Origin of the sequence: Billgrantia kenyensis, from assembly GCF_013697085.1 — a bacterium.
Lineage (GTDB): Bacteria > Pseudomonadota > Gammaproteobacteria > Pseudomonadales > Halomonadaceae > Halomonas > Halomonas kenyensis.
On record NZ_JACEFT010000004.1, the window covers coordinates 152,491 to 178,944 of the forward strand.

Here is a 26,454-nt window from a genome sequence, read left to right on the forward strand (position 1 = left end):
CAAGGGCCTCGCCAATGGCGAGGCCCTTGTCGTAGGTGGCAGCGAACTCAGGCGTCGATGCGCTTGTACTTCATGCGGTGCGGTGTGTCGTTGCCGACCCGCTTGCGGTGATCCGCCTCGTACTCGGTGTAGTTGCCGTCGAAGAACTCCACGTGGGAGTCGCCTTCGAATGCCAGGATATGCGTGGCGATACGGTCGAGGAACCAGCGGTCGTGCGAGATCACCAGGGCGCAGCCGGGGAAGGCCAGCAGGGCTTCCTCCAGGGCGCGCAGCGTCTCGATGTCCAGGTCGTTGGACGGTTCGTCGAGCAGCAGCACGTTGGCGCCCTGCTTCAGGGTTTGGGCCAGCTGCAGACGGCCACGTTCGCCGCCGGAAAGATCCTTGAGGAACTTTTGCTGGTCGTTGCCCTTGAAGTTGAAGCGGCCGACATAAGCGCGTGAGGAGACCTCGTAGCCATTGATGTTGAGGATATCCTGGCCGTCTGAGACCGCTTCCCACACCGTCTGCTTGTCATCCAGCGCGTCGCGCAGCTGTTCCACGTAGGCGATATCGACGGTATCGCCGACGACTACCTCACCGCTGTTGGGCTGCTCCTTGCCGGTAATCAGCTTGAACAGGGTGGACTTGCCGGCGCCGTTGCCGCCAACGATGCCGACGATGGCCCCCTTGGGTACCGTGAAGGAGAGATCCTCGTAGAGCAGCTTGTCCTCGAAGCGCTTGGAGACGCCGTTGAACTCGATGACCTTGTCGCCCAGGCGCGGGCCGGGCGGAATGTAGATCTCGTTGGTCTCGTTGCGCTTCTGGAAGTCGCCGGACTGCATCTCCTCGAAGCGGTTGAGGCGGGCCTTGCTCTTGGCCTGGCGACCCTTGGCGTTGCTGCGCACCCACTCCAGCTCGTGCTTGATCGCCTTCTGGCGCGAGGCTTCCTGCTTGGCTTCCTGCTCCAGGCGCTTCTCTTTCGATTCCAGCCACTGGGAGTAGTTGCCCTCGAAGGGGATGCCGTGACCGCGGTCGAGTTCGAGGATCCAGCCGGCCACGTTGTCGAGGAAGTAGCGGTCGTGGGTGATCGCCACCACGGTACCGGGGTAGTCGTGCAGGAAGCGCTCAAGCCAGGCCACCGATTCAGCGTCCAGGTGGTTGGTGGGCTCGTCGAGCAGCAGCATGTCGGGGCTGGAGAGCAGCAGCCGGCACAGCGCTACGCGACGGCGCTCGCCTCCGGAGAGGTGGCCTACCTGGGCTTCCCAGGCCGGCAGGCGCAGCGCCTCGGCGGCCACTTCCAGCTTGCGCTCGAGGTTGTGGGCGTCAGCGGCCTCGATGATGTTCTCCAGGCGCGCCTGCTCGGCGGCCAGGGCGTCGAAGTCGGCGTCCGGCTCGGCATAGGCGGCATAGACGGCGTCGAGCTTGGTCTGTGCCTCCTTGATCGCGCCCAGCGCCTCTTCCACGGTCTCGCGCACGTTCTTTTCGTCGTCGAGCTGTGGCTCCTGAGGCAGGTAGCCGATGTTGATGCCAGGCATGGGACGAGCCTCGCCCTCGTACTCCTTGTCGACTCCGGCCATGATGCGAAGCAGCGTCGACTTGCCGGCGCCGTTGAGGCCGAGTACACCGATCTTGGCACCCGGGAAGAAGGAGAGAGAAATGTCCTTCAGGATCTGTTTCTTGGGCGGAACGACCTTGCCCACCCGATTCATGGTGAAGACGTATTGCGCCATGGATGTCCACTGGGGTTAGGGGTTTCAGTGGCCCCGATGATAGTGGCCGGGCAGGGTAAAGGCCAGTGTCGCGAAAACTCTTGCGTCTAGTGACACAAGGCGGACATGGCGGGACGCTGTACGAGGCATCCGGGGATGCCTCGCCGCGGGGGTAGTTATTCCTCTTCTTCCTCTTCGTCGTCGGGCAGCATCCAGTCATCTTCGATGGCTCGCTGCAGACGACGCTCTTCCAGCAGGGCCTCGACACGACGTCGGGCACGCAGGGTATCGGCGCGGCTGGAGGTGCGAGGGCGGACGTACTCTTCGTCGTTCACCGCTTCGAGGAAATCGTCGTCTTCGTGAGAGTCGCTGACAAGGGGTTCATGGCTCATGCGAAAGTCCTCCCATGGCCCGGTGTCGATCGCTTCGCGACCGACGAGTCACACATTCGCTTCGTGTCCGAAGCGACGGACTTGAAGCGCCATCGGCGCCATTGGAAGGCACCTGACCGCTGTATATATCCGGAAAGCGCCGAGAGCAAGAGCATTCACGTTTTTTTTGGCCAGGGTCAAGCGATCAAGAGAGGCCGTGCTCGGCCTTGAGCCGTTCGAGCTCCATCTGGGCTTCGACACGCTCCGTGACGTCCTTCTGCACGCCGATGTAGTAGGTCAGGTTGTCATCGGCATCGTAGACGGGGGTGATCGATAGCTCGTTCCAGAACAGGGTGCCGTCCTTGCGGTAGTTGCGCAGCACCTCGCGGCAGGGACGGCCCTCGCGCAGTGCCTTGCGGATGTTGTCGAGGCCGGGTTGTTCGCGGTCCTCGTTCTGCAGGAAGCGGCAGTCCTGGTAGAGAATCTCGTCGGCGCTGTAGCCGGTGAGTCGCTCGAAGCCCTTGTTGACGTAGATGAGAATGTTCTCATCACCTTCTTGCTCGGCGACCACGATACCGTCCTCCGAGGCATCGACGATGCGCTCGAGCAGGTCCGGGCTGATCAAAGGGGTTCGTTTCATGGGCAATGTTTCCATAACGTAAAGTCACTATGCTACATCATGGCCAGCCTGAGCCAGGTTGACAACGCCTCGGCAGACTTAGTCCTCGACTTCCGGCAGGCGCGCAGCCGAGGCAGCGGCGGCAACTCCCATCGCGGCCAGTACCACCAGCAGCCAATCGGTCCCCAGCCACTGGGCCAGCAGCCCCGTCACGGCGCCAACCGCCAGCATCATGGCGCCGGTAATCGTGTTGGACAGCGCAACATAGAGTGCCCGGCGGTCCTGCCCAGCCATGTCGACCAGATAGGTCTTGCGGCCCAGGCGGACTCCGGCGTGAACGATGACCAGCAGCGCATAGACCCCGGCGTACGGCCAGACCGTGGCCGTCCAATCCCCCGGCAGCCAGGCAATGCCGGCACCAAGCAGGCAGCAGGCCGCCGCTCCCAGGCCGGTATCGCGCAACACGCGGCGGCTGGAGACATCCGAGCGCTTGCCCCACACCGGGCTTGCCAACATGCCGGCGATACCCGATACCACGATCAGCACGCCCAGGCCTCCCAGCTCCGCACCGCTCTGCTGCTGGCCGAGCAGGGCGACATAGGGCAGCGCCAGGGCGCTGGCCAGCAGCAGCGATCGCGACAGGTTGAAGTGCAGGAAGCCACGGTCCTCGCGCAGCAGGCGAAGCCCCAGCTTGATGCTGTCCCAGGCGTTTTCGCCGCCCTCCACGGCTCCGGCCGTTTCGCTGATGCGTGCTGCGCACAGCGCATTGAGCACCCAGCCCAGGGCGGCGATGCCCAGCAGCACCGCCAGGGCCAGCTCGCCGGGGCGATCCTCGAACAGCATCAGGGCGCCGCCGGCGGCCAGGGTGACGGCACCGGCCACGCTGCCGCTCCAGCCCATCAGGTTACCGCGGCGCTGCTTGGCGATGGTCTTGCCCAGCACGTCCTTGGTGGCGATGGAGGAGAGGCCGCGAGCCAGTGACAGGGCCACCAGGGTGGCCAGCACCAGGGCACCACCCACTCCGCCCTGGCCAAACAGGGCGAGCAGGGCAAGCATCGCCGCTGCTGCGGCCTGCAGGCAGCCGCCGATGACCCACACCCACTTGCGCTGCGGCTTGAGGCGGATGAACCCGGCGACGAACAGCTGCGGCAGCAGCGCGCCTGCCTCGCGGATCGGCACCAACAAGCCGACCATCCACAGCGGAGCCCCGATCACGCCCAGCAGCCAGGGAAGCACTAGCCTGGCGCTGGAGAGCTCGTCGGCCAGCTTGTTGCCCAGCGAGGCGAACAGGTGGAGAAAGAAGTTACGCGGCTGCTCGTCACAGGCGTTGTCGTCGATGTCCTTGCACATGCGGCTGTCGTCGTCGCCAGTCAGCATCTCATAGAGGCGTGACTGGCTGATCTCGCGTTCCGCCATCGGGGCTCCCTGGCTGCTATTATCTTGGTTCCATTGTTGTGTCAGCGAGGCGGCATGTCACGTATCCGCATTCACTACTGCACCCAATGCCAGTGGCTGCTGCGCAGCGCCTGGCTGGCCCAGGAGCTGCTTTCCACCTTTGGCGAGGCGCTTGAGGAGGTCGCCCTGGTGCCTTCCCATGGCGGCTACTTCGAGATCTTCTACGACGACGAATCGATTTGGGAGCGCAAGCGCGACGGCGGCTTTCCGGACAGCAAGCAGCTCAAGCAGCGGGTGCGCGATCGGCTCGATCCCGAGCGTGACCTGGGCCATATCGATCGATGAGGGCCATGTCGGCCGCCGACACCCTCCAGCAGGACCGCCAGGCGATACTCTTCGGACTGGGGGCGGTGGCGCTTTGGTCCACCGTTGCCACCGCCTTCAAGCTGGCGCTGGCCCAGATGTCGCCGCTGGAGCTTATATGGCTGGCGTCGCTGGTCTCCTGGCTGCTGATCGGGGGACTGGTGTGGCGCCAGGGGCTGCTTGGCCAAGCCTGGCGGCGTGGCTGGCGTACGGCGGCCTGGGCCGGGTTGATGAACCCGGTGGCCTACTACCTGATCCTGTTCGGCGCCTATGACCGGCTGCCTGGGCAGGAGGCCATGGCGCTCAACTATACCTGGGCGCTGGCCATGGCCTTCCTGGCGGTGCCCATCCTCGGCCAGCGGCTGACCCGCATCGACGCGCTGGCGGGCCTGGTGGCCTATTCGGGCGTGTGGGTGATCGCCACACGGGGGCAGGTCTTTGACGTCGCCTTCGCCGACCCGCTTGGGGTCGGGCTGGCGCTGGCGTCGACGCTACTCTGGGCGCTCTACTGGCTGCTCAACGTACGCGATCGGCGTCCGCCGCTGGTGGCCCAGTGGCAGAACTTCAGCGTCGGCCTGCCGGTACTCACCCTGTTGATGCTGCTGGGGCCCGGGTTTACCTGGCCCGGCTGGACTGCCGTGGCAGCCGGTGTCTATGTCGGCCTGTTCGAGATGGGCATCGCCTTCGTACTGTGGCAGCTGGCCATGCATCGGGTATCGCGCACGGCCAGGATCTCCAACCTGATCTTTCTGTCGCCGCCGGTCTCGCTGCTGCTGCTCTATCTGGTGGTGGGAGAACCGATCCTCATCTCCACCCTGGTCGGTCTGGCGCTGATCCTTGGCGGGCTGGGATTGCAGCAGTGGCAGAAGAGCCCCGGGGCAGCGGCTCAGGAAAGCAGTTGATACTCAAACAGCAGCTGCTTGAAGTCCTGGCGCTGATGGGCGAAGAGGTAGACTGAACCCTGCTCCTGCTCGGACCAGAAGCGATAGATGACCCGGTAGCCGTCGATCAGCAGCTCACGGTAGTGGCCGATGCCCAGCTCCAGGGCCAGCCGGCAGACAGGATAGGTATGGGGGTGGGTCGTGAGCCGCTCGAGGCTGGTCGTGACGAGATCCCGTGAGATCTTCTCGGCATGGGACAGCGGGAGTTGGAGCTGGTCGAGCAGGAAGTTCTCGCAGGATTCCAGGGAGAGCTCTGCCGTGGTTTCGAAGACCACTCGCAGCGGAGGGGTCATGATGATTCGCCGCGGCGTGCCTCGTGCCTGGTCTCGAGCCGGGCCATGAACTCCTCGGCGCTCATGGTCTTGCCTTCTTCACGACTCTTCTCGCCCAAGCTCAGCAGCTTGAGCAGGGCGATGGCCTGTTCGCGGCGCTCGTGGGCGGCATAGGACTCTACCACGTAGGTAGGCTTGCCCTTTTGCGTGATGACCAAGGGCTCCTCGACGTCGAGAGTGGCTGCATTCTGCTTGAGGTAGCTGATGGTCTCGGTGCGCATGAATGCACTCCTGATAAATTGCCAGTGGTCTGAATATAGTCCGTAAATGGACCGCCGGCTAGGCTCTGTACGAAAACTGTCTGCGCTCGCCCATACGGCGTTAAAAATCGGCTTAAAGTACTCATTTACACCCCGTAAACTCCGTCTTTGGACTCGCGACATCCCTGTCGCTCGCTCTTCGAGCAGCGGAGCTGCCCAAATCGGCTTCCCTGCCGATTTGTCGCCGATTTTTGCCTTGTCTGGCCATCGCTCGCCGACTTTTCGTACAAAGCCTTGTGTCACTCATTCCGCTGCCACTTCGGCCAACTGCACGCCGTTGCTTTCCAGCAGCGGTTCGAGGGCGGGCCAGACGTTGTCGAGTATGATGGGTTGGGCCTCGGCGGTGGGATGGATGCCGTCGCTCTGCATCAGGCCTTCTTCCAACGCTACGCCTTCCAGCAGGAAAGGCACCAGTGGGGTATCGTAGGTTTCGGCCAGACGGCTGAAGACATCGGTGAAGGCGCGGCGGTAGGCCTGCCCGTAGTTGGGCGGAATGTCGATGCCGAGCAGCAGTACTTCGGCTCCGATGGCCTGGCTGGCCTCGATCATCTCGGCCAGGTTGGCTTTGAGCTGGGTCGGTGGCAGGCCGCGCAGGCCGTCGTTGCCGCCCAGCTCGAGCAGAACGATGTCCGGGTCGTGCTGTCCGAGTAGCTCGGGGAGTCGGCTGGCACCGCCGCCGCTGGTTTCGCCGCTGATGCTGGCATTGATGACCCGCACGCTGCCGTCGAGCCGCTCATCGAGTAGGGTGACCCAGCCGGCCTCCTGCTCGAAGCCGTAGGCGGTGCTCAGGCTGTCGCCTACCACCAGCAGTACCGGCCGCTCGGCTGCCAGGGCCGGAGTGGTGACCAGTGCCAGGGCGAACAGTGCGCTCCCGGCAAGGCCAGCGCCGCAGGAACGCCAGCGCGCCAGCCAGGCGCCTACCAGACCAAAGGGAAAGACTTTCACCATGACCGACTCCTTGACTCGAGATGCTGTTTCGCTTGCCGCCGCTTCCGGGCGTGACGCCAAACCGATTCTACATGCTCGTCAGCTGAGCAAGCAGGTGACGAGCGGCGAGCGGCAGCTCACCATTCTGAGTGGTCTGGAGCTCGAAGTGTTCCCGGGGCAGAGCGTGGCGATCCTCGGCCAGAGTGGCGCGGGCAAGTCGACGCTCCTTGGGCTGCTCGCGGGTCTCGATGAGCCTAGCAGCGGTGAACTGGTGCTTTTCGGCGAGACGTTGGGCCGTCTCGACGAGGACGGCCGTGCCCGGCTACGGGCCGGCCGGGTCGGCTTCGTGTTCCAGAACTTTCAACTGCTGCCGACCCTGACGGCACTGGAAAACGTGCTTTTGCCCCTGGAGCTTTCACCCTTGCCAGACAGCGAGTCCCGGGCGCGGGAGTGGCTGGCCCGGGTGGGCCTTGGCGAGCGCACCGATCATCTGCCCAAGCAGCTCTCCGGCGGTGAGCAGCAGCGGGTAGCGTTGGCGCGTGCTTTCGTGACCGGGGCCGAGCTGGTCTTCGCCGATGAGCCTACCGGGAACCTCGATCAGACTACCGGTGGGCGCATCATCGATCTGCTGTTTCAGCTCAATCGTGAAGCCGGCACCACGCTGGTACTGGTGACCCATGATCATGCGCTGGCAGCGCGCTGCGACCGCTGCCTGCGCCTGGAAGAGGGGCGACTGGTCGAAATGACCCGTGAGGAGGTCGGCGCATGAGCCACGCTGCTCCCGCAGCAGGATCGAACCTGCTGCGGCTCTCCACGCGGGGGCTGCTGCGCGACCTGCGTGCTAGCGACGTTCGTGCGCTGTTCGTGGCCCTGGCCCTGGCAGTGGCCGCTTCAACCATGATCGGCTTCTTTCTCGATCGACTCGACCGGGGGCTGGCCCGCCAGGCCGGGCAACTGCTTGGCGGTGACCTGGTGCTCGAGCAGGGGCAGGGCTTCGATGACGAACTGCGCCGAACGCTGGAGGAGGCCGGACTGACGCTGAGCGACCAGGTCGACATGGTGACCATGGCCAGCTTCGGCGATGCCTTCCAGCCGGCCAGCCTCAAGGCGGTCGACAGCGTCTACCCTCACTACGGCCAGGTCCATGTCGACCTCGGGGAGGGTATCACGCCAGTGGATCATGGCCCCGCACCCGGTGAAGCCTGGCTGGCGCCACGCCTGGCGCTGCTGCTTGAGGCCGAGCTTGGCGACCGGATCCAGGTCGGTGAGGGCGAGCTCGAGGTGACCGGGCTGGTCGAGCGTGAGCCGGACCAGTCCGGCGGCTTTGCCAATTTCAATCCCCGCCTGCTGGTTCACATCGATGATCTCGAGGCTACCAACCTGGTTCAGCCCGGCGCCCGGGTCTCGTTCTCACTGCTCGCTGCCGGCCCGCCACAGGCGGTCGACCAGTTGGGGCCGCTGCTCGAGCGGCTGCGCCGCGATGGCGTCGAGGTACGTGACGTGCGTCGTGATCGCCCGGGGATCGGAAACGCCCTGGAGCGAGCGGAGAAGTACTTGAGCCTGGCCGGACTGGCCGCCGTGCTGCTGGCCGGGGTGGCGGTGGCCATGGCCACGCGACGCTATGTCGAGCGCCACCTCGATACGGCGGCGCTGCTGCGCTGCTTCGGTGCCACCCAGCGCGACTTGACCTGGCTCTTCGCACTTCAGTTGCTGTGGCTGGCGCTGGCGGCATCGATCCTCGGCGCGTTGCTGGGGCTGGCCGGTCAGGCCGCGCTGCTGGCGCTGTTGACGGCCTTCCTGCCGCTCACGCTGCCGCCACCGGGCTGGCTGCCTCTGTGGCTCGGCGTGTTGACGGCGCTGGCAGTACTGGTCGGCTTCGCCGGCCCGACGCTGCTGCGACTCAAGCGCGTCAGCGCGCTCAAGGTGCTTCGCCGTGAGCTCGATCCGCTGCCGGCCTCCGCCTGGCTGGTGGTGCTGGTGGCTAGCCTGGTCTTCGGTGGCCTGCTGTGGCTCTATTCGGGCGATTTCGGTCTGGCGGCCTCGCTGCTCGTCGGCGGTTTGTTCATGCTGGTGGTGCTGTGGGGCCTGGGGGCGCTGCTGCTCGGGCTGGTATTGCGCCTGGCGGCACGCCTTCCTCAAGGGGGAGGCAGGCGAGGCGAGATCGCCCAGGCCGTGCGGCTGGGCGGACGTCAGCTGGCGCGACGGCGCAGTGCCAGCCTCGGCCAGATGCTTGCCTTCGCGGTGACCTTCTTCGCCATGGCGATGATTGCCCTGGTGCGCGGCGACCTGCTCACTGCCTGGCAGGCGCAGCTACCCGAGGACACGCCCAACTACTTTGCCCTCAATATTCAGCCGGGCGAGCGGGAGGCCTTCATCGCGGCTCTCGAGGCCAACGCTGATGACCGTACCGCCCTCTATCCGATGGTGCGAGGGCGGCTCACCGAGATCAACGGCGAGCCGGCGCGAGACGCCGTGCCCGTGGAATCCCGCGGCGATGGTTCGCTGCGACGTGAACTCAATCTGACCTGGCAGGCCGAACTGCCCGAGGGCAACCGGGTCGTGGCCGGCCAGTGGTTCGACGCACTGGAGAGCCCCCAGACGTCTTCAGGCTGGCTCGGTGCCGTGGATGCCGAGCCGCTGGATGCCGCGGTGCCCATCTCCCTGGAAGATGGCCTGGCCGAGCGCCTTGGCCTGTCATTGGGCGACCGATTGACCTTCACCATCGGCGGCGAGGAGATCGTCGGCGAGGTAGCGAGCCTGCGTAACCTCCACTGGGACAGCTTCCGCCCCAACTTCTTCGTCATCTTCCCACCCGAGGTGCTGGAGCGCTTCGGGCACAGCTTCATCACCGCCTTCCACCTCGATGCCGATCAGGGTGAAACGCTCCGTCATCTGGTACGCAGCTTCCCCGGGGTCTCGCTGCTCAACATCGACGCCATCCTGGCCCAGGTGCGCGAGGTGGTGACTCAGGTGACTCGGGCGGTGGAGCTGGTTTTGGCATTCGTGCTGCTGGCTGGGGTAAGCGTGCTGTATGCCGCGCTCACCGCAAGCCGCCCGGCTCGTGCGCATGAGAGCGGACTGCTGCGAGTCTTCGGCGCCGGGGGAAGGCTGATTTCCCGAGTGCAGGGGGCCGAGTTCGCCATCCTCGGCCTGGCCAGCGGACTGATGGCCGCGATAATGGCCGAGCTGGCCACTGCCGGCATCTATGCCGCCTGGCTCGATCTGCCGCCACGGCTGCACCCGTGGCTGTGGCTGCTGCTGCCGTTGGGTGGCGCGCTGTTGATCGGTGCGATCGGCCATGCGCTGTCGCGTGGGCTGCGCAAGCAGGCGCCCGCGGCAAGCCTGGGGTTATTGGGCGAAGCGTGAATCGGCTTACGGTGCTGGCCATGCGTTGAAGAGGCATTGGCCAGCGCTCTCGGGAGAAACCGGAGCGTCAGCGCAAAAACGGTTACACTGTGTAAGCGTCAAGCGTGGTGCTGCTGAGTCGCCACTTTCAATCGGCTGACGTCAATTATGGGAGGTGGCGTCGATGCATATCATGAACCCCCGGGGGCTGCGACCGGGGCAGGTCTTGGCTTTTTTCGCTCTCATGGGCGTAGGTAATGTCGCCATTGCCGACGCTGAGCGGCTCGAGGCCGACCTGCGTGCCCTGTTCGCAGAGGGTGGCAGCCTGTCGCTGGGTGAGGTCTCGAGCGCCATGCTGCGCTCGCGGGTCAGTGCCGAGGATATCGTCTTTGAAACGCTCGAAGGAGAGCGCCTGCGGATCGACCGCTACACCGTCAGCGGCGACTACGATGCACCCGATGAGGTCACGCTCGAAGGCATCCGCATCGAGGACAGCCTGACCGAGCTTACCCTGATGAGCATGGAAAACATGGTGCTGGGCGAGCCGTCACGGGCGGTCTTTCCGTTTCATGACGACCTGGCGCCCGAGGAGGTAAGCGTGGGCAGCCTGGCTGTCGATGACATCGTGATCGAGCTGGCCTCCGAGCTTGCCGAGGAGCTGTTCTTCGGCACTCCCCTGCAGGCAGGCCAGGGTCGCATGACCATCGATCAGGTGCGGGGGGAGTCGCTGAGTCATGCCGCTATCGGCTTGCTCGAGATCAGCGGGGTTGCCGGGACGTTCGATGAGCTGGACGAGTTCGGCTCGGGCTCCTTCAGCTTGGCCTCGCTGCGTCTCGAAGGGCTGACCGGCATCGATAGCGAGGGTGAGGAAAAGCTGGCTTCGCTGGTGCTGGATGATCTGGCTGTCGACGCCAGTGGCCTGGTGGGTAGCCTGGCCCTGCTCGATGTCGACGGCGATTTCGACGACGGCAAGGGCGGGGTGCGGCTCGAAGGGCTGCATGTAGACCTGGCGCGCATGATCGAACTCGCCCCCGAGGATGAGCGCACCGAACTGCGCATGGCCAGCAACGTGCTGACCGGCGGCAGCGGCGAGCTGCGCCTGGATGCCGCTTTCCTCGGTAGCTGGCAGGAGGAGGGCGAACACAGCGTGCTGGTCAGTGACAGCCAGATCAACGTGCACGATGCCTTGCGGCTGCTGCTCGACATCAACCTTCCCGTAATGATGCCGCCGGGAGTGGCACCAGGCGATGCCTTCGCCGACATGGCCTGGCTGCAAGACGCCACCCTGCTGGGCGGCGACATTCGCTTGAACCTTGCCGACCAGGGCCTGTTCCCGCGATTGGCGACCCTGGGAGCGAGCCTGGAAGGCATTACCGAAGCTCAGTATGTCGAGCAGGCGCGCACCCAGGCCCAGGGCTTCGGCATGATGTTCGGCCCGGAAATACAGGCCGTCCTGGTCGGGCTGGTGGACCTGCTGGAAGGAGCCGCCGAGGAGCTCGAAGTGCACGTGACCCTGCCATCCGAAAGCTCGGTGACGAGCTACATGAACGACCCGCTGGGAGTTCCCAGCCAGCTCAGCTTCAAGGTCGAGACACGCTAGCCGCTCTGTTCCCCCTCGTTCTGGCCGGCCGGGCGAGGGGGCTGCCATTGCACCTCAGGATCAAGTGGGTGAATCGGCCGGGGAATGCGACGATAGCGAAGGCGAGAGATATCGGGGCTGGTCAGGCCCCCACTGTCCACCAGATGAATCGCTCCCGCAATCGGGCCATAGGCGGCGCGGAAGTGCTGGGTGGATTTTAGTGCCACCACTCGCTTCTCTGCCGGGTCGACTCCCAGGCTGCGAAAGATACCGAGATCTAGCGCCTGGGTGGCCAGACGGGTCACGAGAATCTCGATGGCGCCTATCTGCAATAGTGCACACCTGCCGCAGGATTGTTCCACTCCTTCCCACATCGGGCTTTCGACACGATATTTCCCGTTCCCGAGTCGGTTTACCCGCGCCTGGGCGCGAAACGGTCCCCCACCAAACCGCGGATCCGCTTTGCCGCCTATCGATACGTCCAGCATCACCCCTTCACCGACCTGCCAGGCCGCTTCGACCGTGTCGGGGTCATGCAGGGCTCCAAACAGGGTGTCAGGTGGTCGAGTCGTTCTCGTGTATGCGTGGTACAGCGCTGCAAGCAGGGCGGTGCTGTCGGCATAGGCGCCGTCACCAGGGTTGTCCGATAGGTCGGCAAGTACCAGCGGGCCTCGTCGGTGTGGCTCGTAGGCCACAGCTTTGCTTGCCGCAGTGTCGGGGGCAAGCACGGCCTCCTGCTCGGCATCGCGTGCCTGCCACATCGCCAAGCTGAGCTCATCGGCGATGCGCTGCGCCAGTTCGGGAGCGCTGCGGTGGACCACTGTCACCGACGGGCCTATCTCGGCCACATCCGAAAAGGAGAATCCGGCATTGATGCTGATGTCCACTATCTGTGGGTAAGCGGCCTCCTCTCGCTGGGCCATTTCGAGCAGCTCCGTCATGGGCGCACGGTCGGTTCGGCCGCCTTCCGGCAGGGTGATCATCGGCAGTTTGTTCAAGATCGTGGCGAGAGGCTGGTGTGGTGTGTCGAGAAGTTCGGCCAGCAGCCTGGCCGCCTTGCGCCCCGTTTCGCGCATGTCGACATGGGGGAAGCTCTTGTAGGAAAGGATGGCTTCGGCGTGATCCACCATGGCCGGGTCCAGGTTGGCATGCAGGTCAAGGGTGACCACGATGGGCACATCGGGCTGCAGGCATTGGCGAATTTCCCTGACCAGCCGGTAGTCGCCGTCCTCGCCATCCTCCAACACCATGGCGCCATGCAGACAGAGCAGTACACCATCGATTCGCCCAGCCGTGCTGGCGGCCGTCAGGATGCGTTGGCCAAAGGCCTCCCAGGCCTCGCGGGTTACCGGTCCGCCAGGCGTCGCGAAAGTGGCTACAGGGGTAATCAGCGACCAGTCGTGTTCCCGGGCCACCTCGATGATGCCGCCGATTTCGTTCTGAGTGTTGCCCAGCGAGGAAACCACCTCCTCGCCTTCATGACAGTAGAAGCCACGAAAGGCCTCGACACCGGTCTTGCGAGCACAAAAGGTATTTGTCTCGTGCATGAATTGCGCGAGCAGAATGTTGCGCGCCATTGATGAGCACCCCATCGTCTTGTTCAACGAATCGGGGCGTCAAGCATGCGGCATCGGAAGGGTTCTTTCTAAACTCAGACGGCGGCAGTGTCAACTTGCCCTGAAACTTGGCGATCAGGCTGCTGGTTGTGGTGGCGCTTCGCCAGGCCGATGATAGTGGGGCTTAGCTGATACAGGACGATGCCATGCGGGACATGCAACTCCGCTCTTTCTATACCGTGGCCAACGAAGGTTCCATTCGCAAGGCGGCCGAGAAACTCAGCCTCGCTGCGTCGGCACTGAGCCGCCGTATCACGCAGATCGAGGAAGACCTGGGCGTTCCGCTCTTTGAACGTCATGCGCGCGGGTTGAAACTGACCGATGCCGGGAGAATCTACTATGACCATGCCCGCCAGACGCTGCTCAACGAGGAGTGGGCTGTAGGTGAGATCGAAGCGATAAAGGACCTGCGTCGCGGGCAGATTCGCATATTCTGCGTCGAGGGTGCGATTGGAAGCATTCTCACCGATGCCATCGCGGAATTTCGCCCAGGATCTCCGGGGGTGAAGTTGTTTGTCAACCGGGCCGGGAGCACCGGCGTGGTTCGCTCCGTGGCGGCGGACGAAGTCGATCTGGGACTGGCATTCGACCCGCCGCTGCATCGAGACGTCATGGTGCTAGAGGCAGCGCCAGCGCCACTTTACGCCGTGTTTTCCCATGTATTTTCGTTTCCACACAAGGCTCCAAAGCTGGCCGACCTGGCCGATTATCCCCTCGCCATCCCACCCGACAGCAGCTATGGCCTGCGTGACGTCATCGACCGTGTGGCGCGTAAGCGTGCCGATATTCAGCTGCAGGTACCGCTGCAATGTGACTCCATCTTCGGTCTTGTCGGCTTCGCTCTGAGCGGCCAGGGCGTGTCGATTCTCCCCAAATGCTCTTTCATCAATGAATTGAGCGACGAGCGGCTCATGGCCGTGCCGCTGCAGGATCCGCCGCTGCGTGATGCACAGCTTGCACTCCTGGCTCGCCGGCACCGCACTCTTCCGTCAGTAACCCGTCGCTTCAGTGAGATTTTGGCAAAGCGGCTACGCGAGTCTCCTTCTTAGTGTTCTATTTTCAGCAATCCGGTGTCGAATATTGATGCTTGTTATCGAACGCTTGAGGAATAGACTCGGGTCAGGGAAGGCGTCATGACATGCCGAGCATCGGACACTGGGCAAGAATTCGTGACATTCAGCAGCAAGCTGGCAATCGCCGCAGGGCGGGGGCGCAGCGATGCTACCCATGGAGCGGGCGAAGTACGCTTCGCCAAACAACAAATAGAGAGGGTGCCATGAGCGAAAACAATGGAATAAAAGCACTATCACTTGCCACGCTGGGCGTTTGCCTGGCCTTTCCGCTAACGTCACTGGCGATGACGATCACCATAGCCCATGAGGAGCCGGCCAATGCCCAAACCTCGGCGGCTCATCTCTCGGCCATGGTGTTCAAGGACGTCATCGAGACCCAGTCCAATGGCGAGATGAGCGTCGATATCCAGGCAGCCAGTTCCATGGGCAATCAACGTGACCGGATGGAACTGACTCAGGCCGGAATCATCGACGTTAACGTGGCATCAATCGGTGGGCTTAGCCAGTTCTACCCGAACATGAACGCTATCGACCTGCCTTTCGCCTTTCCCGACACGGTAATCGCTGAGCGTGTCTTCGACGGTGATTTCGGTGAACGCTTGTCGCAGCAACTCCACGAGGCAACTGGACTCCACCTGTTGGCTGTCACTGCGGGAGATTTCTATGTCTTCACCAACAGCAAGCAGCCGGTAAGGAGTCCGGATGACATGGAGGGCCTGCGTGTACGTACCATGTCTGTGCCCAGTCATATAACCATGATGAACGCCCTCGGCGCTGCCGCCACCCCTGTGCCATGGGATGAGCTCTATGGCGCAATGGAAACCGGGGTCGTCGACGCTCAGCACAATCCCATTCCCATCATGGCGATCGGCAATCTTCAGGAAGTACAGGATTATGCCACCCTGACGAACCACCTCTACGGTGCCGACTGGTGGGTGGCCAGTGACGATTTTCTGAGTGGGCTGAGCGACGACCAGCGACGTATTTTCCATACTGCCGTGGAAACGGCCAAGGTGGCGGGCCGAGGCGCGAAGCTTGGCCTGCGAGCCACGCAGTTTGGCACCGAGTATCTGCAGGATGCGGGGCTTGAGGTTTACTCTCCGAGCCCGGAAGAACTGGCCAGGTTCCGCGAGCTGGCAGTGCCGGCTGTCATGAGTTCGCTGGAAGAGGAGTTCGGTCAACAGGCCGCAGAACTGGCCCAAGCGATGCTCGAGGCAGTGGAAGAGGTGGAGGCAGCGCTATACGGGGGCAGGTAATGGCCTTTCCCGTATATCAAACAGAGCCCGTTTAAGCGGGCTCGTCCTGCCTGTTCTTTGCCGGGAGGCGCCTCGTGTCAGTATTTCATTCTTGGCTTCGCCAGGCGGCGCGCTGGTTGGAGATCGCCATTGCGATTCCACTGGTGCTGGCCGGTGGCGCCATGGTTCTCGTCGTGCTGGGGGGCGTGGTATTCCGCTATGTCCTCAATGATCCCCTCATGTGGAGCGAAGAATTGGCGCGCTACCTGATGATCTGGATCGGGCTGGTGGGGGCGGCCATTACCCTCAAGCATGGCGAACACATCCGTATCAATGCGATTCGTCAGCGGCTGCCCGCACTCCTGCGCCTGGCCGGCGACATCGGCGTGGCACTTGCCATCGCCTGGTTCCTCTGGATCATGACCTCCCAGGGCTGGGAAGCCGCCTGGCGTGGTGCCCGCCAATCGGCGCCGACCCTCGGCGTTTCAATGTTCTGGCCGCTCCTGGCCGTTCCTGTCGCCGGAGCGCTGATGCTGCTGCATCACTTGCTGCGCACGCTGCTGCTGATAACCGGGGGGCTCGCCGAGGACGACCCTGAGCCGGGAGCCCTTTCATGATCCTGATGATAGGTCTCTTCATACTGCTGGTCGTGCTTGGCACACCGTTGGCGTTTGCCATCGGTATCACGGCAGTGTACGGCTTGCTGGAGAGTGGCGGCGAGGCGCTGCTGCGCCTGGTGCCCATGCGCCTTTACTCCGGTATCGACATGTTCTCGCTGATGGCCATGCCGTTCTTCATCCTGGCCGGGGACATGATGAACAGGATCCGGATTACCGACAGATTAGTGGATCTGGCCAATGCCCTGGTCGGTCGCGTACGTGGGGCGCTCGCGTACGTCAATATCCTGGTTTCCGTGCTGTTTGCCGGCCTTACCGGTGCGGCCGTGGCCGATACCGCAGCCATCGGGCGCATGATGATCCCGACCATGCATGCCCAAGGCTACGACCGCGCCTTCGCCGCGGCAGTCACGGCATCGTCTTCAGTGATTGGGCCCATCATTCCGCCCTCGATCATCATGGTGATCTACGGCTCGTTGATGCAGGTATCGATTGCCGGTCTTTTCGCCGCCGGTATCGTGCCTGGCATCCTCATGGCCGTATCGCTGATGGCCTACATCGCCTGGCGTGCCAAGCGTGACAACCTGCCCGTCGCTTCGCTGCGTAGTGACACACCGCCCTTGGGCATGGCCGCACGGCGGGCCATCGTGCCCCTGATGATGCCGATCATCATCCTGGGGGGAATCCTGGGCGGCGTCGTCACTCCCACCGAGGCAGGTGCGCTGGCTGTCCTGTATGCCTTGGTCGTGGGTGTGATCGTCTATCGCAACCTTGGTTTCAAGGATATCGCTCTGCTGCTCTACGACATGGTGCGAACCTCCGGTTCGGTATTCATCATTCTCGCTGCCGCCTCGATCCTTGGCTGGGTTCTGGCCAGGGAGGGCGTACCGAACGAGCTGGCGGCCTTGCTGCTGGGCATCAGTGACGATCCCCTCATTTTCCTGTTCGTCGTGTCGTTCGCCCTGCTGATTGTCGGCATGTTCATGGAGATGACAGCGGTGCTCATCATTCTTGGACCCATTCTCCATCCGATTGCCGTATCGCTTGGCATCGATCCGCTGCACTTCGCCATCGTCATGATCGTCAATCTCAACATTGCCCTGGCGACCCCGCCACTTGGGGCCTGCCTATTCGTTGCCTCCTCGGTGGGTGAAGTGTCGTTCGAGAAGCTGATGCTGCGCATCCTGCCGTTCATTCTGGTGGAGGTGCTGGTGCTGGCGCTCGTCGTTGCTTTTCCCGCTATCGCCCTCACGCTGCCGGCGTGGCTTGGGCTGCATTGATGAACAACAAGGACCATTCCATGCGCAACGACCTCATTCTCTGTGGCGTGGGTGCCATGGGGCAGCGCATTGCTCGGCTTGCGCTGGCGCGTGACTACCCCATCCGTGCGGTGGTTGATCGTGACCCGGCCAAGGCGGGCATTGCCCTCCATGAATTGCTCGACATCCCCGAGCCCGAGCAGCCAGTGATCATCACGCCCGACCTCAACCTGGCCCTGCAGGGCGAGAAGGCCACGGTGATGCATGCCACCGGATCCTTCCTGACCGATGTGGCGCCCATGCTGCGCGACTGTCTCGAGAAGGGGCATGACGTCATCTCCATCGCCGAGGAGATGATCTATCCGATGGCGGCCGATCGGAAACTGGCCAGTGAGCTCGATGAGCTGGCCAGACTGCATGGGGCCCGCCTGCTGGGCACCGGCGTCAACCCGGGCTTTGCCATGGACGTGCTGCTATTGGCCCTTACCGTTCCTTGCGGTCAGGTCGGCCATCTGTATGCACGTCGCTGCAACGATCTATCCGATTTCGGTGCCACAGTGCTCGACAGCCAGGGCGTGGGGCTGACGATTCAAGCCTTCGAGCGCGCCGTCGCAGCCGGTGAGGTAGTGGGGCATGTCGGCTTTCGCCAGTCGATTTGCCTGATGGCGGCACAGCTCGGCTGGCCAGTGGATCGTATCGAGGAGCACAAGGTGCCGATCGTCACACGAGTGGCGCGATCGACTCCCCATGTATCCGTGGCGCCGGGTGAAGTGGCTGGCTGTCATCACGAGGCCGTTGCCTACTGTGGTGACCGCGAGGTCATTCGCCTGGAGCATCCTCAGCAGATTCGGCCGGAACTGGAGGGTATCGAGACCAGCGACTTTGCCCGTATTTCCGGTGACCAGGCAATCGAAATGCGTATCTCACCCGAGGTCGGCGGTGGGGCCGGCACCGCTGCCTGTGCCGTGAACGCCATCGCTTATCTTCCCCTGGCCAGGCCCGGACTCGTGCACCTCAACGAGCTGCCGCTGACCGCCCCCCGTTTCGCCCAATCACCACTTGACTGAAGGAGACGACATGCAGAGCCACTGTGGGCAGTGGGTGCAGATTCGCACCACGATTCTTCCACCGGACGCACGCGCCGAGGCCATTCCTGCCGAGACCCGTGAAGTGCCGCTCGAGATGCGCATCAAGGGCTGGCAGGTTTCGCCCGAGACCGCCACCACCGGCGATACCGTGGAGGTTCGCTCGACCCTTGGCCGCCATTACCGGGGCCAGCTCGAGGCGATCAATCCGCCCTATGGGCACGACTTCGGGGCGGCTATCCCCGAGTTGCTGGAGGCAGGCGAGCAGGCCCGGGCCATTCTCAGCCAAGGCAAGGAGGCAACATGAAGCAGGTCGACTACCAGTCTGTCATGGCTCGCCGCAACGACACGATGCTTACGGCGCTGGGCTTGGACTACTCACCCTTCCTGGAAAACCCCATCGCATTCGATTACGAGGGGCTCATGGGTATGGTCGAGTATGACATTGATACCATTCGCCGTATCCAGGCGGACTCGGGCGTGGGTAACACGGCTTTGATAGAGCTCAAGCAGATTACCGAGCTGGGCCGGTTGCTTGCACCTGCGGGAAAGGGTGCACGTATTTTCGTCAAGGATGAGGCGGCAAACCCGTCAGGAAGTTACAAGGCGAGACGAGCCTCTCTGAGCCTTCATCATGCTCAGAAGTCGGGGTTTCGAGGTGCGGTAGCCGCTACCAGCGGCAATTACGGTGCGGCAGTGGCAAGCCAGGCGGCGATGCGCAACCTGGACTGCGTCGTCGTCCAGGAAGTATTCGACAGTCTGGGGATCGGCCAGCCCGAAATCCTCGAGAAGGGCCGGGCCTGTGAAATCTACGGTGCCGAGGTGCTGCAGCTCAGCGTGGGACCCGAGCTTTTCTATCAGTTCCTGCGCGTGCTTGAGGAGACCGGCTATTTCAATGCCTCGCTCTATACGCCCTACGCCATTGCCGGAGTCGAGCCGCTGGGCGTCGAAATCGTCGAACAGATGACGGCCGCTACCGGGCGCGCTCCAGACGTTGTGATGTGCACCCATGCCGGCGGAGGCAACCTAACCGGTACGGCACGCGGCTTGATCAAGGCTGGCACCACCGAGACCCAGGTGGTGGCCGCCAGCGTCGACCTGACTGGCCTGCACATGGCCAGTGACCGCGACTTCAACCGCAAGCACTTCACTACTGGCCATACTGGCTTCGGGATACCCTTTGCCGGCTGGCCCGACCGCACCGACGTACCTCGTAACGCAGCGCGTGCCCTTCGCTACATGGACCGCTATATGCTGCTCAAGCAAGGCGAGGTCTTCTACATGACCGAGATCCTGGCGCGTCTGGAAGGACTTGAGCGCGGCCCGGCGGGCAACGTCGCCCTGGCAGGAGCTCTGGCCCTGGCGCAGGAGATGGATGAAAACCAGACCATCGTGGTACAGGAGACCGAATATGCCGGGGCCGGCAAGCAGCCCTCGGCGCAACTGAGCTTCGCCCGCTCTAACGGGATCGACATTCGCCGTGGCGATAGTGAGGAAGAAGTGCCGGGCGAATCGGTGGTGATACCCGACCACCCTTCGCGTTTGCGAGTTCGCGACGTCGATCTCGACCGTGTGCGCAAGAGCCTCATTCGCAAGGCCGCCAGTCTGGCCCCGGAAGGCCGAGTCACTCGCGAAGAGGATATCCTTTTCCTGGCCGAAGAGACGCGGACCGACACCGATTTTGTCAGCCAAGTACTCGAGTCTGATGCAGGAGCTCCCTAAACCCCACTTGAGAATTTCTGCAGCAACCCATGACGGCCTTTCATGTGAAAGCCGTCATGGGCTGGGGTATCATGGCGCATCTGATCCTTCCCCCGTATGTGAGGTTTCCCGCCGATGTTCAGCCGTGACATGACGATTGCCGGTTTCGATGATGCTTTGTTCGACGCGATGCAGAAGGAAGTCGCTCGCCAGGAAGCGCACATCGAGCTGATCGCCTCCGAGAACTATGCCAGTCCCCGCGTGCTCGAGGCCCAGGGCAGTCAGCTGACCAACAAGTATGCGGAGGGCTACCCCGGCAAGCGCTACTACGGCGGCTGTGAATACGTCGACATCGTCGAGCAGTTGGCCATCGACTATGCCAAGCAGCTGTTTTCGGCCAGCTATGCCAACGTTCAGCCGCACTCCGGCTCCCAGGCCAACAGTGCCGTGTTCCAGGCCCTGGTCAAGCCGGGCGATACCGTGCTGGGCATGAGCCTCGACGCCGGCGGCCACCTGACCCACGGTGCCAAGCCGAACTTCTCCGGCAAGCATTACAATGCGGTGCAGTATGGCATCGACGAGAGCGGTCGCATCGACTACGAGGAAGTGGCCCGCCTGGCCCGCGAGCACCAGCCGAAGATGATCATCGCCGGCTTCTCGGCCTACTCCCAGATCATCGACTGGGCGAAGTTCCGTGAGATCGCCGACGAAGTGGGTGCCTACCTGCTGGTGGACATGGCCCACGTGGCCGGCTTGGTGGCCGCCGGGGTCTACCCGACCCCGCTGCCCCACGCCCACGTGGTCACCACCACCACTCACAAGACACTGCGCGGGCCGCGCGGTGGCCTGATTCTCTCCGCCGAAGGCGACGCCGAAATCGAGAAGAAACTGCAGTCCGCGGTCTTCCCGGGCGGCCAGGGCGGTCCCCTGGAGCACGTGATCGCGGCCAAGGCGATCTGCTTCAAGGAGGCGATGGACCCCGAGTTCAAGACCTACCAGCAGCAGGTAGTGAAGAATGCCCAGACCATGGCCGGCGTGTTCATCGAGCGCGGCTATGAAGTGGTTTCCGGCGGCACCGAGGACCACCTGTTCCTGCTTTCGCTGATCAAGCAGGGCCTGACCGGCAAGGACGCGGACGCCGCCCTCGGCCGCGCCCATATCACCGTCAACAAGAACGCCGTGCCCGGCGATCCGCAGAGCCCGTTCGTCACCTCAGGCCTGCGCATTGGTACCCCTGCCGTCACTACCCGCGGCTTTGGTGAAGGCGAGTGCCGTGACCTGGCGGGCTGGATCTGCGATATTCTCGACGTGATGGCGAAGGGCGAGGACTCCGGAGCCATCGAGGCCGAGGTGAAGGCCAAGGTCGAGGCCGTCTGCGCGCGCTTCCCCGTCTATCGCTGAGCTCCGATACCCCGCATGACTGCAACGCCCCGTGCCGCTCATCGCCGGCACGGGGCGTTGTCGTTCCCCGATGCCAAAGATTCCAACACTGCAACACTGAAATCGTCATACAACGCTGACCGGGGTCGGCTTTTTCTGCATGTCGCCCGAGGCTCCTTCCGGTATGCTGGCGAGTGAAAGCATCGTTCTGAAGGATCCTGAGTACATGTCGACACTGACGTTCCAAGGGGCAGTGGGGGAGGTTACCGGTTCTCGCTACCTGATCGAGGTCGAAGGCGAGGGTGACGGGGAAGATCGAGTCTACCGGATACTGCTGGAGTGCGGCCTTCATCAGGGAGGCAAGGAGGCTGACGAGGCCAATGAGGCACCCTTCGGGGCGTTGGCGAAACAGCTCGACGCCGTGGTGATTTCCCACGGTCATCTCGATCATGCCGGCCTGCTGCCCAAGCTGGTTCGGGAGGGCTACAGCGGGCCCATATACTGCACCCGTGGCACACGCGATCTGCTGGAAATCATGCTCGAAGATGCCGCCTTCATCCAGGCCAAGGATGTCGAGTGGGAAAACAAGTGGCGCAAGCGCAACGACAAGCCGCTGATCGAGCCGCTCTATGAACTGAAGGATGTGGAACGCACCCTGAGGCTATGCAAGTCGCAGAGCTACGGTCAGCCTGTGCAGCTCCCCGGCGGCGTGACCCTGGTGTTCCGTGATGCCGGTCATATTCTGGGATCTGCGCTCGTCGAACTGGCGATTCCATCCGGGGGGCAGGTGAAGCGCCTCGTCTTCTCGGGGGATCTGGGCAACCCCAGCTCGGTGTTGATGAAGGACCCGGAAAAGCTCTACGAAGCCGACCTGGTCTTGATGGAGAGCACCTACGGTGATCGTGATCATCGTCCGCTCGAAGAGACTCTCGAGGAGTTCGCACAAGTACTGGAAGAGGCGCATGCCGATGGCGGCAACGTGCTGATTCCCGCTTTCGCGGTGGGGCGTACCCAGGAGATCCTCTATCACCTGGGCGTGCTCTATCACCAGGGCCGGCTGCGGCAGCAGATGGTCTTTCTCGATAGCCCCATGGCGATCAAGGTTACCGAGCTCTACCACCGCGCTCGCAAGAACCTGGATGCCGAGGATCTCAAGGTCCTCAACATTGCCGCCAGCGGCGATGTCAGCCGCTACCTGCCGGTCCTGCGCATGACGCGGACGGTGGAGGAATCCATGGCGATCAACCGGATTCATGGTGGGGCAATCATCATAGCGGGCGCCGGCATGTGCACCGGTGGGCGCATCGTGCATCATTTTCGCTATAACATCGAGAAGTCGAGTACGCGCCTGGTTATCGTCGGCTTCCAGGCCGGTGGAACCCTCGGCCGCCAGTTAGTCGACGGCGCCGAGCGGGTTCGGGTACTAGGGCACGATCTTCAGGTGAAGGCCCAGGTGCATACCATCGGCGGTTTTTCCGCCCATGCCGGGCAGAGCCAGCTGATCGGCTGGGCCGGTGCCTTTCGCAACCAGCCACGTTTCTATCTGGTCCATGGTGAGCCCGCTTCCCAGGAGGCACTCAAGGCTGCCCTGGGAGAAACCGGCGTCGAGGCGGAGATTCCCGCCTTTGGCGACCGTATCGTGCTTTAGTCAGGGTTACGAGACCACCTGCTGCCTTGCCTGCGGAGTGCCGAAGGGTCAGCTTGAAAGCAGTCAACCGGTGTCAGGGAGGGGGCCATGGGCTTGATTCAGGCGTTGACACGAAACCTGGTATTGGCGATCCCCATCGCCATGTTGCTGGGTCTGGCTTTCGGGGCATTGGCCACGGTGGACTGGCTCTCGGTGCTGGTGGTGCCGCTCACCCTGCTGATGATCTACCCGATGATGGTCAACCTGAAGCTGCGTCAGCTGCTGGAGGGCGGCGATGGGCGCACCCAGGGCCTGGCGCAGCTGATCAATTTTGCGGTCATTCCCTTCATCGCCTTCGGCTTGGGCATCTGGTGGTTCGGCGACCGCCCCTACCTGGCACTGGGGCTGCTGCTGGCGGCCCTACTGCCTACCAGCGGCATGACCATCTCTTGGACCGGCTTCGCCCAGGGCAACCTGCCTGCTGCAGTCAAGATGACCGTGCTGGGCTTGCTCCTGGGGTCGCTGGCCACGCCCCTCTACGTGAAGTGGTTGATGGGCGCCGCCATCCCGGTGGACCTGTTCGGCGTTTTTCGCCAAATCGTGCTGGTGGTGGGCCTGCCATTATTGGCTGGCCAACTGACACGCCATCTGCTCGTCAAGCGCCACGGTCAGGCCGGTTTTCAGAAGCAGTGGGCGCCGCGCTTCCCGCCTTTTTCCACCCTGGGGGTGCTGGGCATCGTGTTCGTGGCCATGGCGCTCAAGGCCGACGATCTTCTGACTACCCCCGGACTCCTGCTGGATATCGCCGTTCCGCTGCTGGCCCTCTATGCCATCAACTACCTGTTCAGTACGCTGGTGGCCAAGGCCTGGCTCTCCCGTGGGGATGGCATCGCTTTGGTATACGGCACGGTGATGCGCAACCTCTCCATCGCTCTGGCGCTAGCCATGAATGCCTTCGGCGAAGCAGGAGCAGAGGCATCGCTGCTGATCGCCCTGGCCTATATCGTCCAGGTACAGTCGGCGGCTTGGTACGTGCGCCTCACCGACCGGCTGTTCGGACCGCCCGCCGAAGAAGTCACCTGAGAGTCGTTGGGTTATTCCCTGGCGCCGGCCGCCTCGAGCTGTGATACGACCCCGGCGTGGCCACCCTCTCGCGCCAGCTGGAGCGGCGTGGTGCCGTCGTCAGCCGCATGGGCAGGATCGGCGCCGTGAGCCAGCAGCAGGGAGGTGAGCTCCTCGCTGCCATTCCTTGCGGCCCATATCAGGCTTGACCAGCCCGCTTGGTCATCGACGGCATGCACGTCAGCCCCCACCCTGAGCAGCGCCCGACTCGTCGCCTCCCGGCCGTTCACGACGGCCACCATCAGTGCCGTATAGCCCGCATCGTCGCGATGCTCCGGGTTGGCGCCGCGAGCCAGCAGTTCCTCGAGCATGGCCAGGTGACCGTTTGCAGCTGCCTTCATCAGGGCCGTCCAGCCGCAGCGGTCGCGCTCGTCAACGGGGGTGCTGGCGTCGATCATTTCCATGACCGCTTCGTGCTCGCCACGCTCGGCGGCAAGGGTCAGGGCCGTTCTTCCCAGTGGGTCGATTTCCTGCTCAGGCGGCTCCAGCATGCGAGGCATCACCACGAACAACGCCAGCACGATCAGTGGCAGCAGTCCGCCGGTCAGCATCGGGTAGCGGCGATAGGGCAGGGTGATCCAGTGGCGGAGTGTCGACATGCCAGGTGGGTGCCTCAAGTCATGGCTGGCTCATGATGATGCCGCACTACGGTTCCCTTTCGTGCGTGACATGTTGTCCCAAGCTTTTCTCAAAGGTCACTCAACTTGATTCATATCAAGCTGCGTCCAAGTGACGCATGTGAATCATGGTGCAATGCACTAGGCTAGCCTTAATGCTGGTAGATATTAATATAGAGGGTTTGGTTATGAGATTTGCTTTGTTGGCCGGCGTCCCGTTGGCTGGCCTTTTGACCGTCGGCACTGTCCTGGCCCAGGAGTCCGACGCCTACAGCGAGACCCAGCTCGGCCTCTACCTGGATGCGGTGGAAGCCTACGAGCTGATGCAGGAGAACGAGCGGGCGGTGCTGATCGACGTGCGTGATCCCGTCGAGATCAAGTTCACCGGTTTCGCCGGGTCCACTGATATCCACGTGCCCTGGGTACTGGCCGATCACACCGACTTCGATGAGGAGGCGAAGACCTGGCCCATGGTACGCAACAGCGACTTTGAGGCGCAGGTGAAAGAGCGTCTCGAGGCCCTCGGCGTGACCGAGGACGACCCCATCATCGTCATGTGCCGATCCGGCGCCACCCGGAGCGCCCCTGGCGCGGATGTGATCCACGCCATGGGCTATAGCCAGGTGTATTCGGTCAGCGATGGGTTTGAGGGCGGCACCCTGCAGGAGGGTGAATCCAAGGGGGTGCGTGCTGTAAATGGTTGGCGCAACTCCGGCTTGCCGTGGAGCTATGAAATCGATCCCGCGGTGGCCTGGCGCCCGGCCGACTGATCCAAAGCCGTTGTCGATACCACAACAGAGAGAGGTGTACCTATGAGCATCAAGACTACCCTGACCCTGGCTGCAACCGCCACTGCCGTCGCCCTGTCCGGTGCAGCCCTGGCAGACAGCCACGGTGGAGAAGATCATGCTTACGATGACATGGCCGAGCGTGCCCTGGTCATTCTGACCAGCGACTCCCTGCAGACCCAAGGCATGGCAATGATTCTGTCCAACGCCATGCAGCAGCAGGGAGCCGAGCTCTCGATACTACTGTGCGATGCGGCAGGCGATCTTGCTATCGAAGGCTACGCCAGCGCTGAGCCGATCAATACTCCGCCCGAGAATCCGGCCGGACAGGTGACCCCGGAAGGGATCCTGCAGATGCTGATGGACAATGGAGCCCAGGTGGAAGTTTGCGCCATCTACCTGCCCAACAGCGAGCACGAGCAGGAGGATCTGCGAGAGGGTGTCGGCGTGGCTGCCCCCGGCCCGATGGCCGAGATGATGCGCGATCCGAAGATTCCTGTCTTCAGCTTCTGAT

26 protein-coding genes are annotated in these 26,454 nt (G+C 63.2%); 17 read left to right on the forward strand and 9 right to left on the reverse strand.

The annotated features are described in order from the left end of the window. Positions 1-47 precede the first annotated feature (47 nt). The 4 genes from ettA to H1D44_RS05835 form a co-directional block, all read right to left on the reverse strand. A complete protein-coding gene (ettA, locus tag H1D44_RS05820; RefSeq protein WP_181513893.1) occupies positions 48-1,709 on the reverse strand; it encodes an energy-dependent translational throttle protein EttA in 1,662 nt (553 codons plus the stop codon). Positions 1,710-1,864: 155 nt separating this feature from the next. Then, a complete protein-coding gene (locus H1D44_RS05825) occupies positions 1,865-2,080 on the reverse strand; it encodes a PA3496 family putative envelope integrity protein (RefSeq protein ID WP_181513894.1) in 216 nt (71 codons plus the stop codon). 184 nt (positions 2,081-2,264) lie between these two features. Beyond that, complete coding sequence (locus tag H1D44_RS05830; protein ID WP_181513895.1) at positions 2,265-2,699, reverse strand: PAS domain-containing protein; 435 nt, start codon at positions 2,697-2,699, stop codon at positions 2,265-2,267. Between the two features lie 78 nt (positions 2,700-2,777). After that, positions 2,778-4,094: an MFS transporter gene (locus H1D44_RS05835; RefSeq protein WP_181513896.1), complete on the reverse strand. Its 1,317-nt coding sequence runs from the start codon at positions 4,092-4,094 to the stop codon at positions 2,778-2,780. A 54-nt stretch (positions 4,095-4,148) separates the two neighbouring features. On the opposite strand from H1D44_RS05835, the gene H1D44_RS05840 reads away from it, so the two are divergent. Next, entirely contained in the window at positions 4,149-4,418 is a 270-nt protein-coding gene (locus H1D44_RS05840; protein ID WP_181513897.1) for an Rdx family protein, read from the forward strand. Between the two features lie 5 nt (positions 4,419-4,423). Beyond that, positions 4,424-5,338 (forward strand): DMT family transporter, encoded by a 915-nt coding sequence (locus H1D44_RS05845; RefSeq protein ID WP_181513898.1) that lies wholly within the window; start codon positions 4,424-4,426, stop codon positions 5,336-5,338. Here H1D44_RS05845 and H1D44_RS05850 read toward each other — a convergent pair. The 3 genes from H1D44_RS05850 to H1D44_RS05860 form a co-directional block, all read right to left on the reverse strand. Further along, the gene (locus H1D44_RS05850; RefSeq protein WP_181513899.1) at positions 5,323-5,670 is read right to left on the reverse strand and encodes a type II toxin-antitoxin system RelE/ParE family toxin; all 348 of its coding nucleotides are present in this window, start codon (positions 5,668-5,670) and stop codon (positions 5,323-5,325) included. The genes H1D44_RS05845 and H1D44_RS05850 overlap by 16 nt on opposite strands. Next, positions 5,667-5,930 carry a type II toxin-antitoxin system Phd/YefM family antitoxin gene (locus tag H1D44_RS05855; RefSeq protein ID WP_086509407.1) on the reverse strand — a complete coding sequence of 88 codons (264 nt, stop codon included), beginning with the start codon at positions 5,928-5,930 and terminating at the stop codon, positions 5,667-5,669. Before H1D44_RS05855 ends, H1D44_RS05850 begins: the two co-directional genes overlap by 4 nt. Before the next feature lie 282 nt (positions 5,931-6,212). Next, positions 6,213-6,917, reverse strand: coding sequence for an arylesterase (locus H1D44_RS05860; protein ID WP_181513900.1), 705 nt, complete (start codon positions 6,915-6,917; stop codon positions 6,213-6,215). Here H1D44_RS05860 and H1D44_RS05865 point away from each other — a divergent pair. The 3 genes from H1D44_RS05865 (at position 6,916) to H1D44_RS05875 (ending at position 11,841) form a co-directional block, all read left to right on the forward strand. Next, the gene (locus H1D44_RS05865; RefSeq protein ID WP_181513901.1) at positions 6,916-7,665 is read left to right on the forward strand and encodes an ABC transporter ATP-binding protein; all 750 of its coding nucleotides are present in this window, start codon (positions 6,916-6,918) and stop codon (positions 7,663-7,665) included. The genes H1D44_RS05860 and H1D44_RS05865 overlap by 2 nt on opposite strands. Then, entirely contained in the window at positions 7,662-10,262 is a 2,601-nt protein-coding gene (locus tag H1D44_RS05870; protein ID WP_181513902.1) for an ABC transporter permease, read from the forward strand. Before H1D44_RS05865 ends, H1D44_RS05870 begins: the two co-directional genes overlap by 4 nt. A gap of 163 nt (positions 10,263-10,425) precedes the next feature. Beyond that, complete coding sequence (locus tag H1D44_RS05875; RefSeq protein WP_238984370.1) at positions 10,426-11,841, forward strand: hypothetical protein; 1,416 nt, start codon at positions 10,426-10,428, stop codon at positions 11,839-11,841. Here the strand turns inward: H1D44_RS05875 and H1D44_RS05880 are convergent. Further along, positions 11,838-13,397, reverse strand: coding sequence for a M81 family metallopeptidase (locus H1D44_RS05880; protein WP_181513903.1), 1,560 nt, complete (start codon positions 13,395-13,397; stop codon positions 11,838-11,840). The genes H1D44_RS05875 and H1D44_RS05880 overlap by 4 nt on opposite strands. A 185-nt stretch (positions 13,398-13,582) precedes the next feature. On the opposite strand from H1D44_RS05880, the gene H1D44_RS05885 reads away from it, so the two are divergent. From H1D44_RS05885 to H1D44_RS05930, 10 genes are all read left to right on the forward strand, one after another. After that, complete coding sequence (locus H1D44_RS05885; protein ID WP_181513904.1) at positions 13,583-14,485, forward strand: LysR family transcriptional regulator; 903 nt, start codon at positions 13,583-13,585, stop codon at positions 14,483-14,485. A gap of 89 nt (positions 14,486-14,574) precedes the next feature. Then, positions 14,575-15,765, forward strand: a complete 1,191-nt coding sequence (locus tag H1D44_RS05890; protein ID WP_181513905.1) for a DctP family TRAP transporter solute-binding subunit — start codon at positions 14,575-14,577, stop codon at positions 15,763-15,765. 74 nt (positions 15,766-15,839) lie between these two features. Next, entirely contained in the window at positions 15,840-16,361 is a 522-nt protein-coding gene (locus H1D44_RS05895; RefSeq protein ID WP_181513906.1) for a TRAP transporter small permease subunit, read from the forward strand. Beyond that, positions 16,358-17,641 (forward strand): TRAP transporter large permease, encoded by a 1,284-nt coding sequence (locus H1D44_RS05900; protein WP_181513907.1) that lies wholly within the window; start codon positions 16,358-16,360, stop codon positions 17,639-17,641. The genes H1D44_RS05895 and H1D44_RS05900 overlap by 4 nt, the downstream gene beginning before the upstream one ends. A gap of 20 nt (positions 17,642-17,661) precedes the next feature. Then, complete coding sequence (locus H1D44_RS05905) at positions 17,662-18,687, forward strand: NADP-binding protein (RefSeq protein ID WP_181513908.1); 1,026 nt, start codon at positions 17,662-17,664, stop codon at positions 18,685-18,687. 10 nt (positions 18,688-18,697) lie between these two features. Continuing rightward, the gene (ortA, locus tag H1D44_RS05910; protein WP_181513909.1) at positions 18,698-19,012 is read left to right on the forward strand and encodes a 2-amino-4-oxopentanoate thiolase subunit OrtA; all 315 of its coding nucleotides are present in this window, start codon (positions 18,698-18,700) and stop codon (positions 19,010-19,012) included. Then, on the forward strand, positions 19,009-20,427 hold the full coding sequence (gene ortB / locus H1D44_RS05915; RefSeq protein WP_181513910.1) for a 2-amino-4-oxopentanoate thiolase subunit OrtB: 1,419 nt from the start codon (positions 19,009-19,011) through the stop codon (positions 20,425-20,427). Before ortA ends, ortB begins: the two co-directional genes overlap by 4 nt. A 114-nt stretch (positions 20,428-20,541) precedes the next feature. Next, the gene (glyA, locus tag H1D44_RS05920) at positions 20,542-21,807 is read left to right on the forward strand and encodes a serine hydroxymethyltransferase (protein ID WP_181513911.1); all 1,266 of its coding nucleotides are present in this window, start codon (positions 20,542-20,544) and stop codon (positions 21,805-21,807) included. A gap of 205 nt (positions 21,808-22,012) precedes the next feature. Then, positions 22,013-23,434: an MBL fold metallo-hydrolase RNA specificity domain-containing protein gene (locus H1D44_RS05925; RefSeq protein WP_181513912.1), complete on the forward strand. Its 1,422-nt coding sequence runs from the start codon at positions 22,013-22,015 to the stop codon at positions 23,432-23,434. 87 nt (positions 23,435-23,521) lie between these two features. Further along, positions 23,522-24,496, forward strand: coding sequence for an arsenic resistance protein (locus tag H1D44_RS05930; protein WP_181513913.1), 975 nt, complete (start codon positions 23,522-23,524; stop codon positions 24,494-24,496). Positions 24,497-24,507: 11 nt separating this feature from the next. Here H1D44_RS05930 and H1D44_RS05935 read toward each other — a convergent pair whose 3' ends face one another. Continuing rightward, positions 24,508-25,134, reverse strand: a complete 627-nt coding sequence (locus tag H1D44_RS05935) for an ankyrin repeat domain-containing protein (protein WP_181513914.1) — start codon at positions 25,132-25,134, stop codon at positions 24,508-24,510. A gap of 206 nt (positions 25,135-25,340) precedes the next feature. Here H1D44_RS05935 and H1D44_RS05940 point away from each other — a divergent pair, with 206 nt between their 5' ends. Together H1D44_RS05940 and H1D44_RS05945 are read left to right on the forward strand one after the other, a co-directional pair. Then, the gene (locus H1D44_RS05940) at positions 25,341-25,922 is read left to right on the forward strand and encodes a rhodanese-like domain-containing protein (protein WP_181513915.1); all 582 of its coding nucleotides are present in this window, start codon (positions 25,341-25,343) and stop codon (positions 25,920-25,922) included. A 42-nt stretch (positions 25,923-25,964) separates the two neighbouring features. Then, the gene (locus H1D44_RS05945; RefSeq protein WP_181513916.1) at positions 25,965-26,453 is read left to right on the forward strand and encodes a DsrE family protein; all 489 of its coding nucleotides are present in this window, start codon (positions 25,965-25,967) and stop codon (positions 26,451-26,453) included. The last annotated feature ends 1 nt before the right edge of the window (position 26,454 follow it).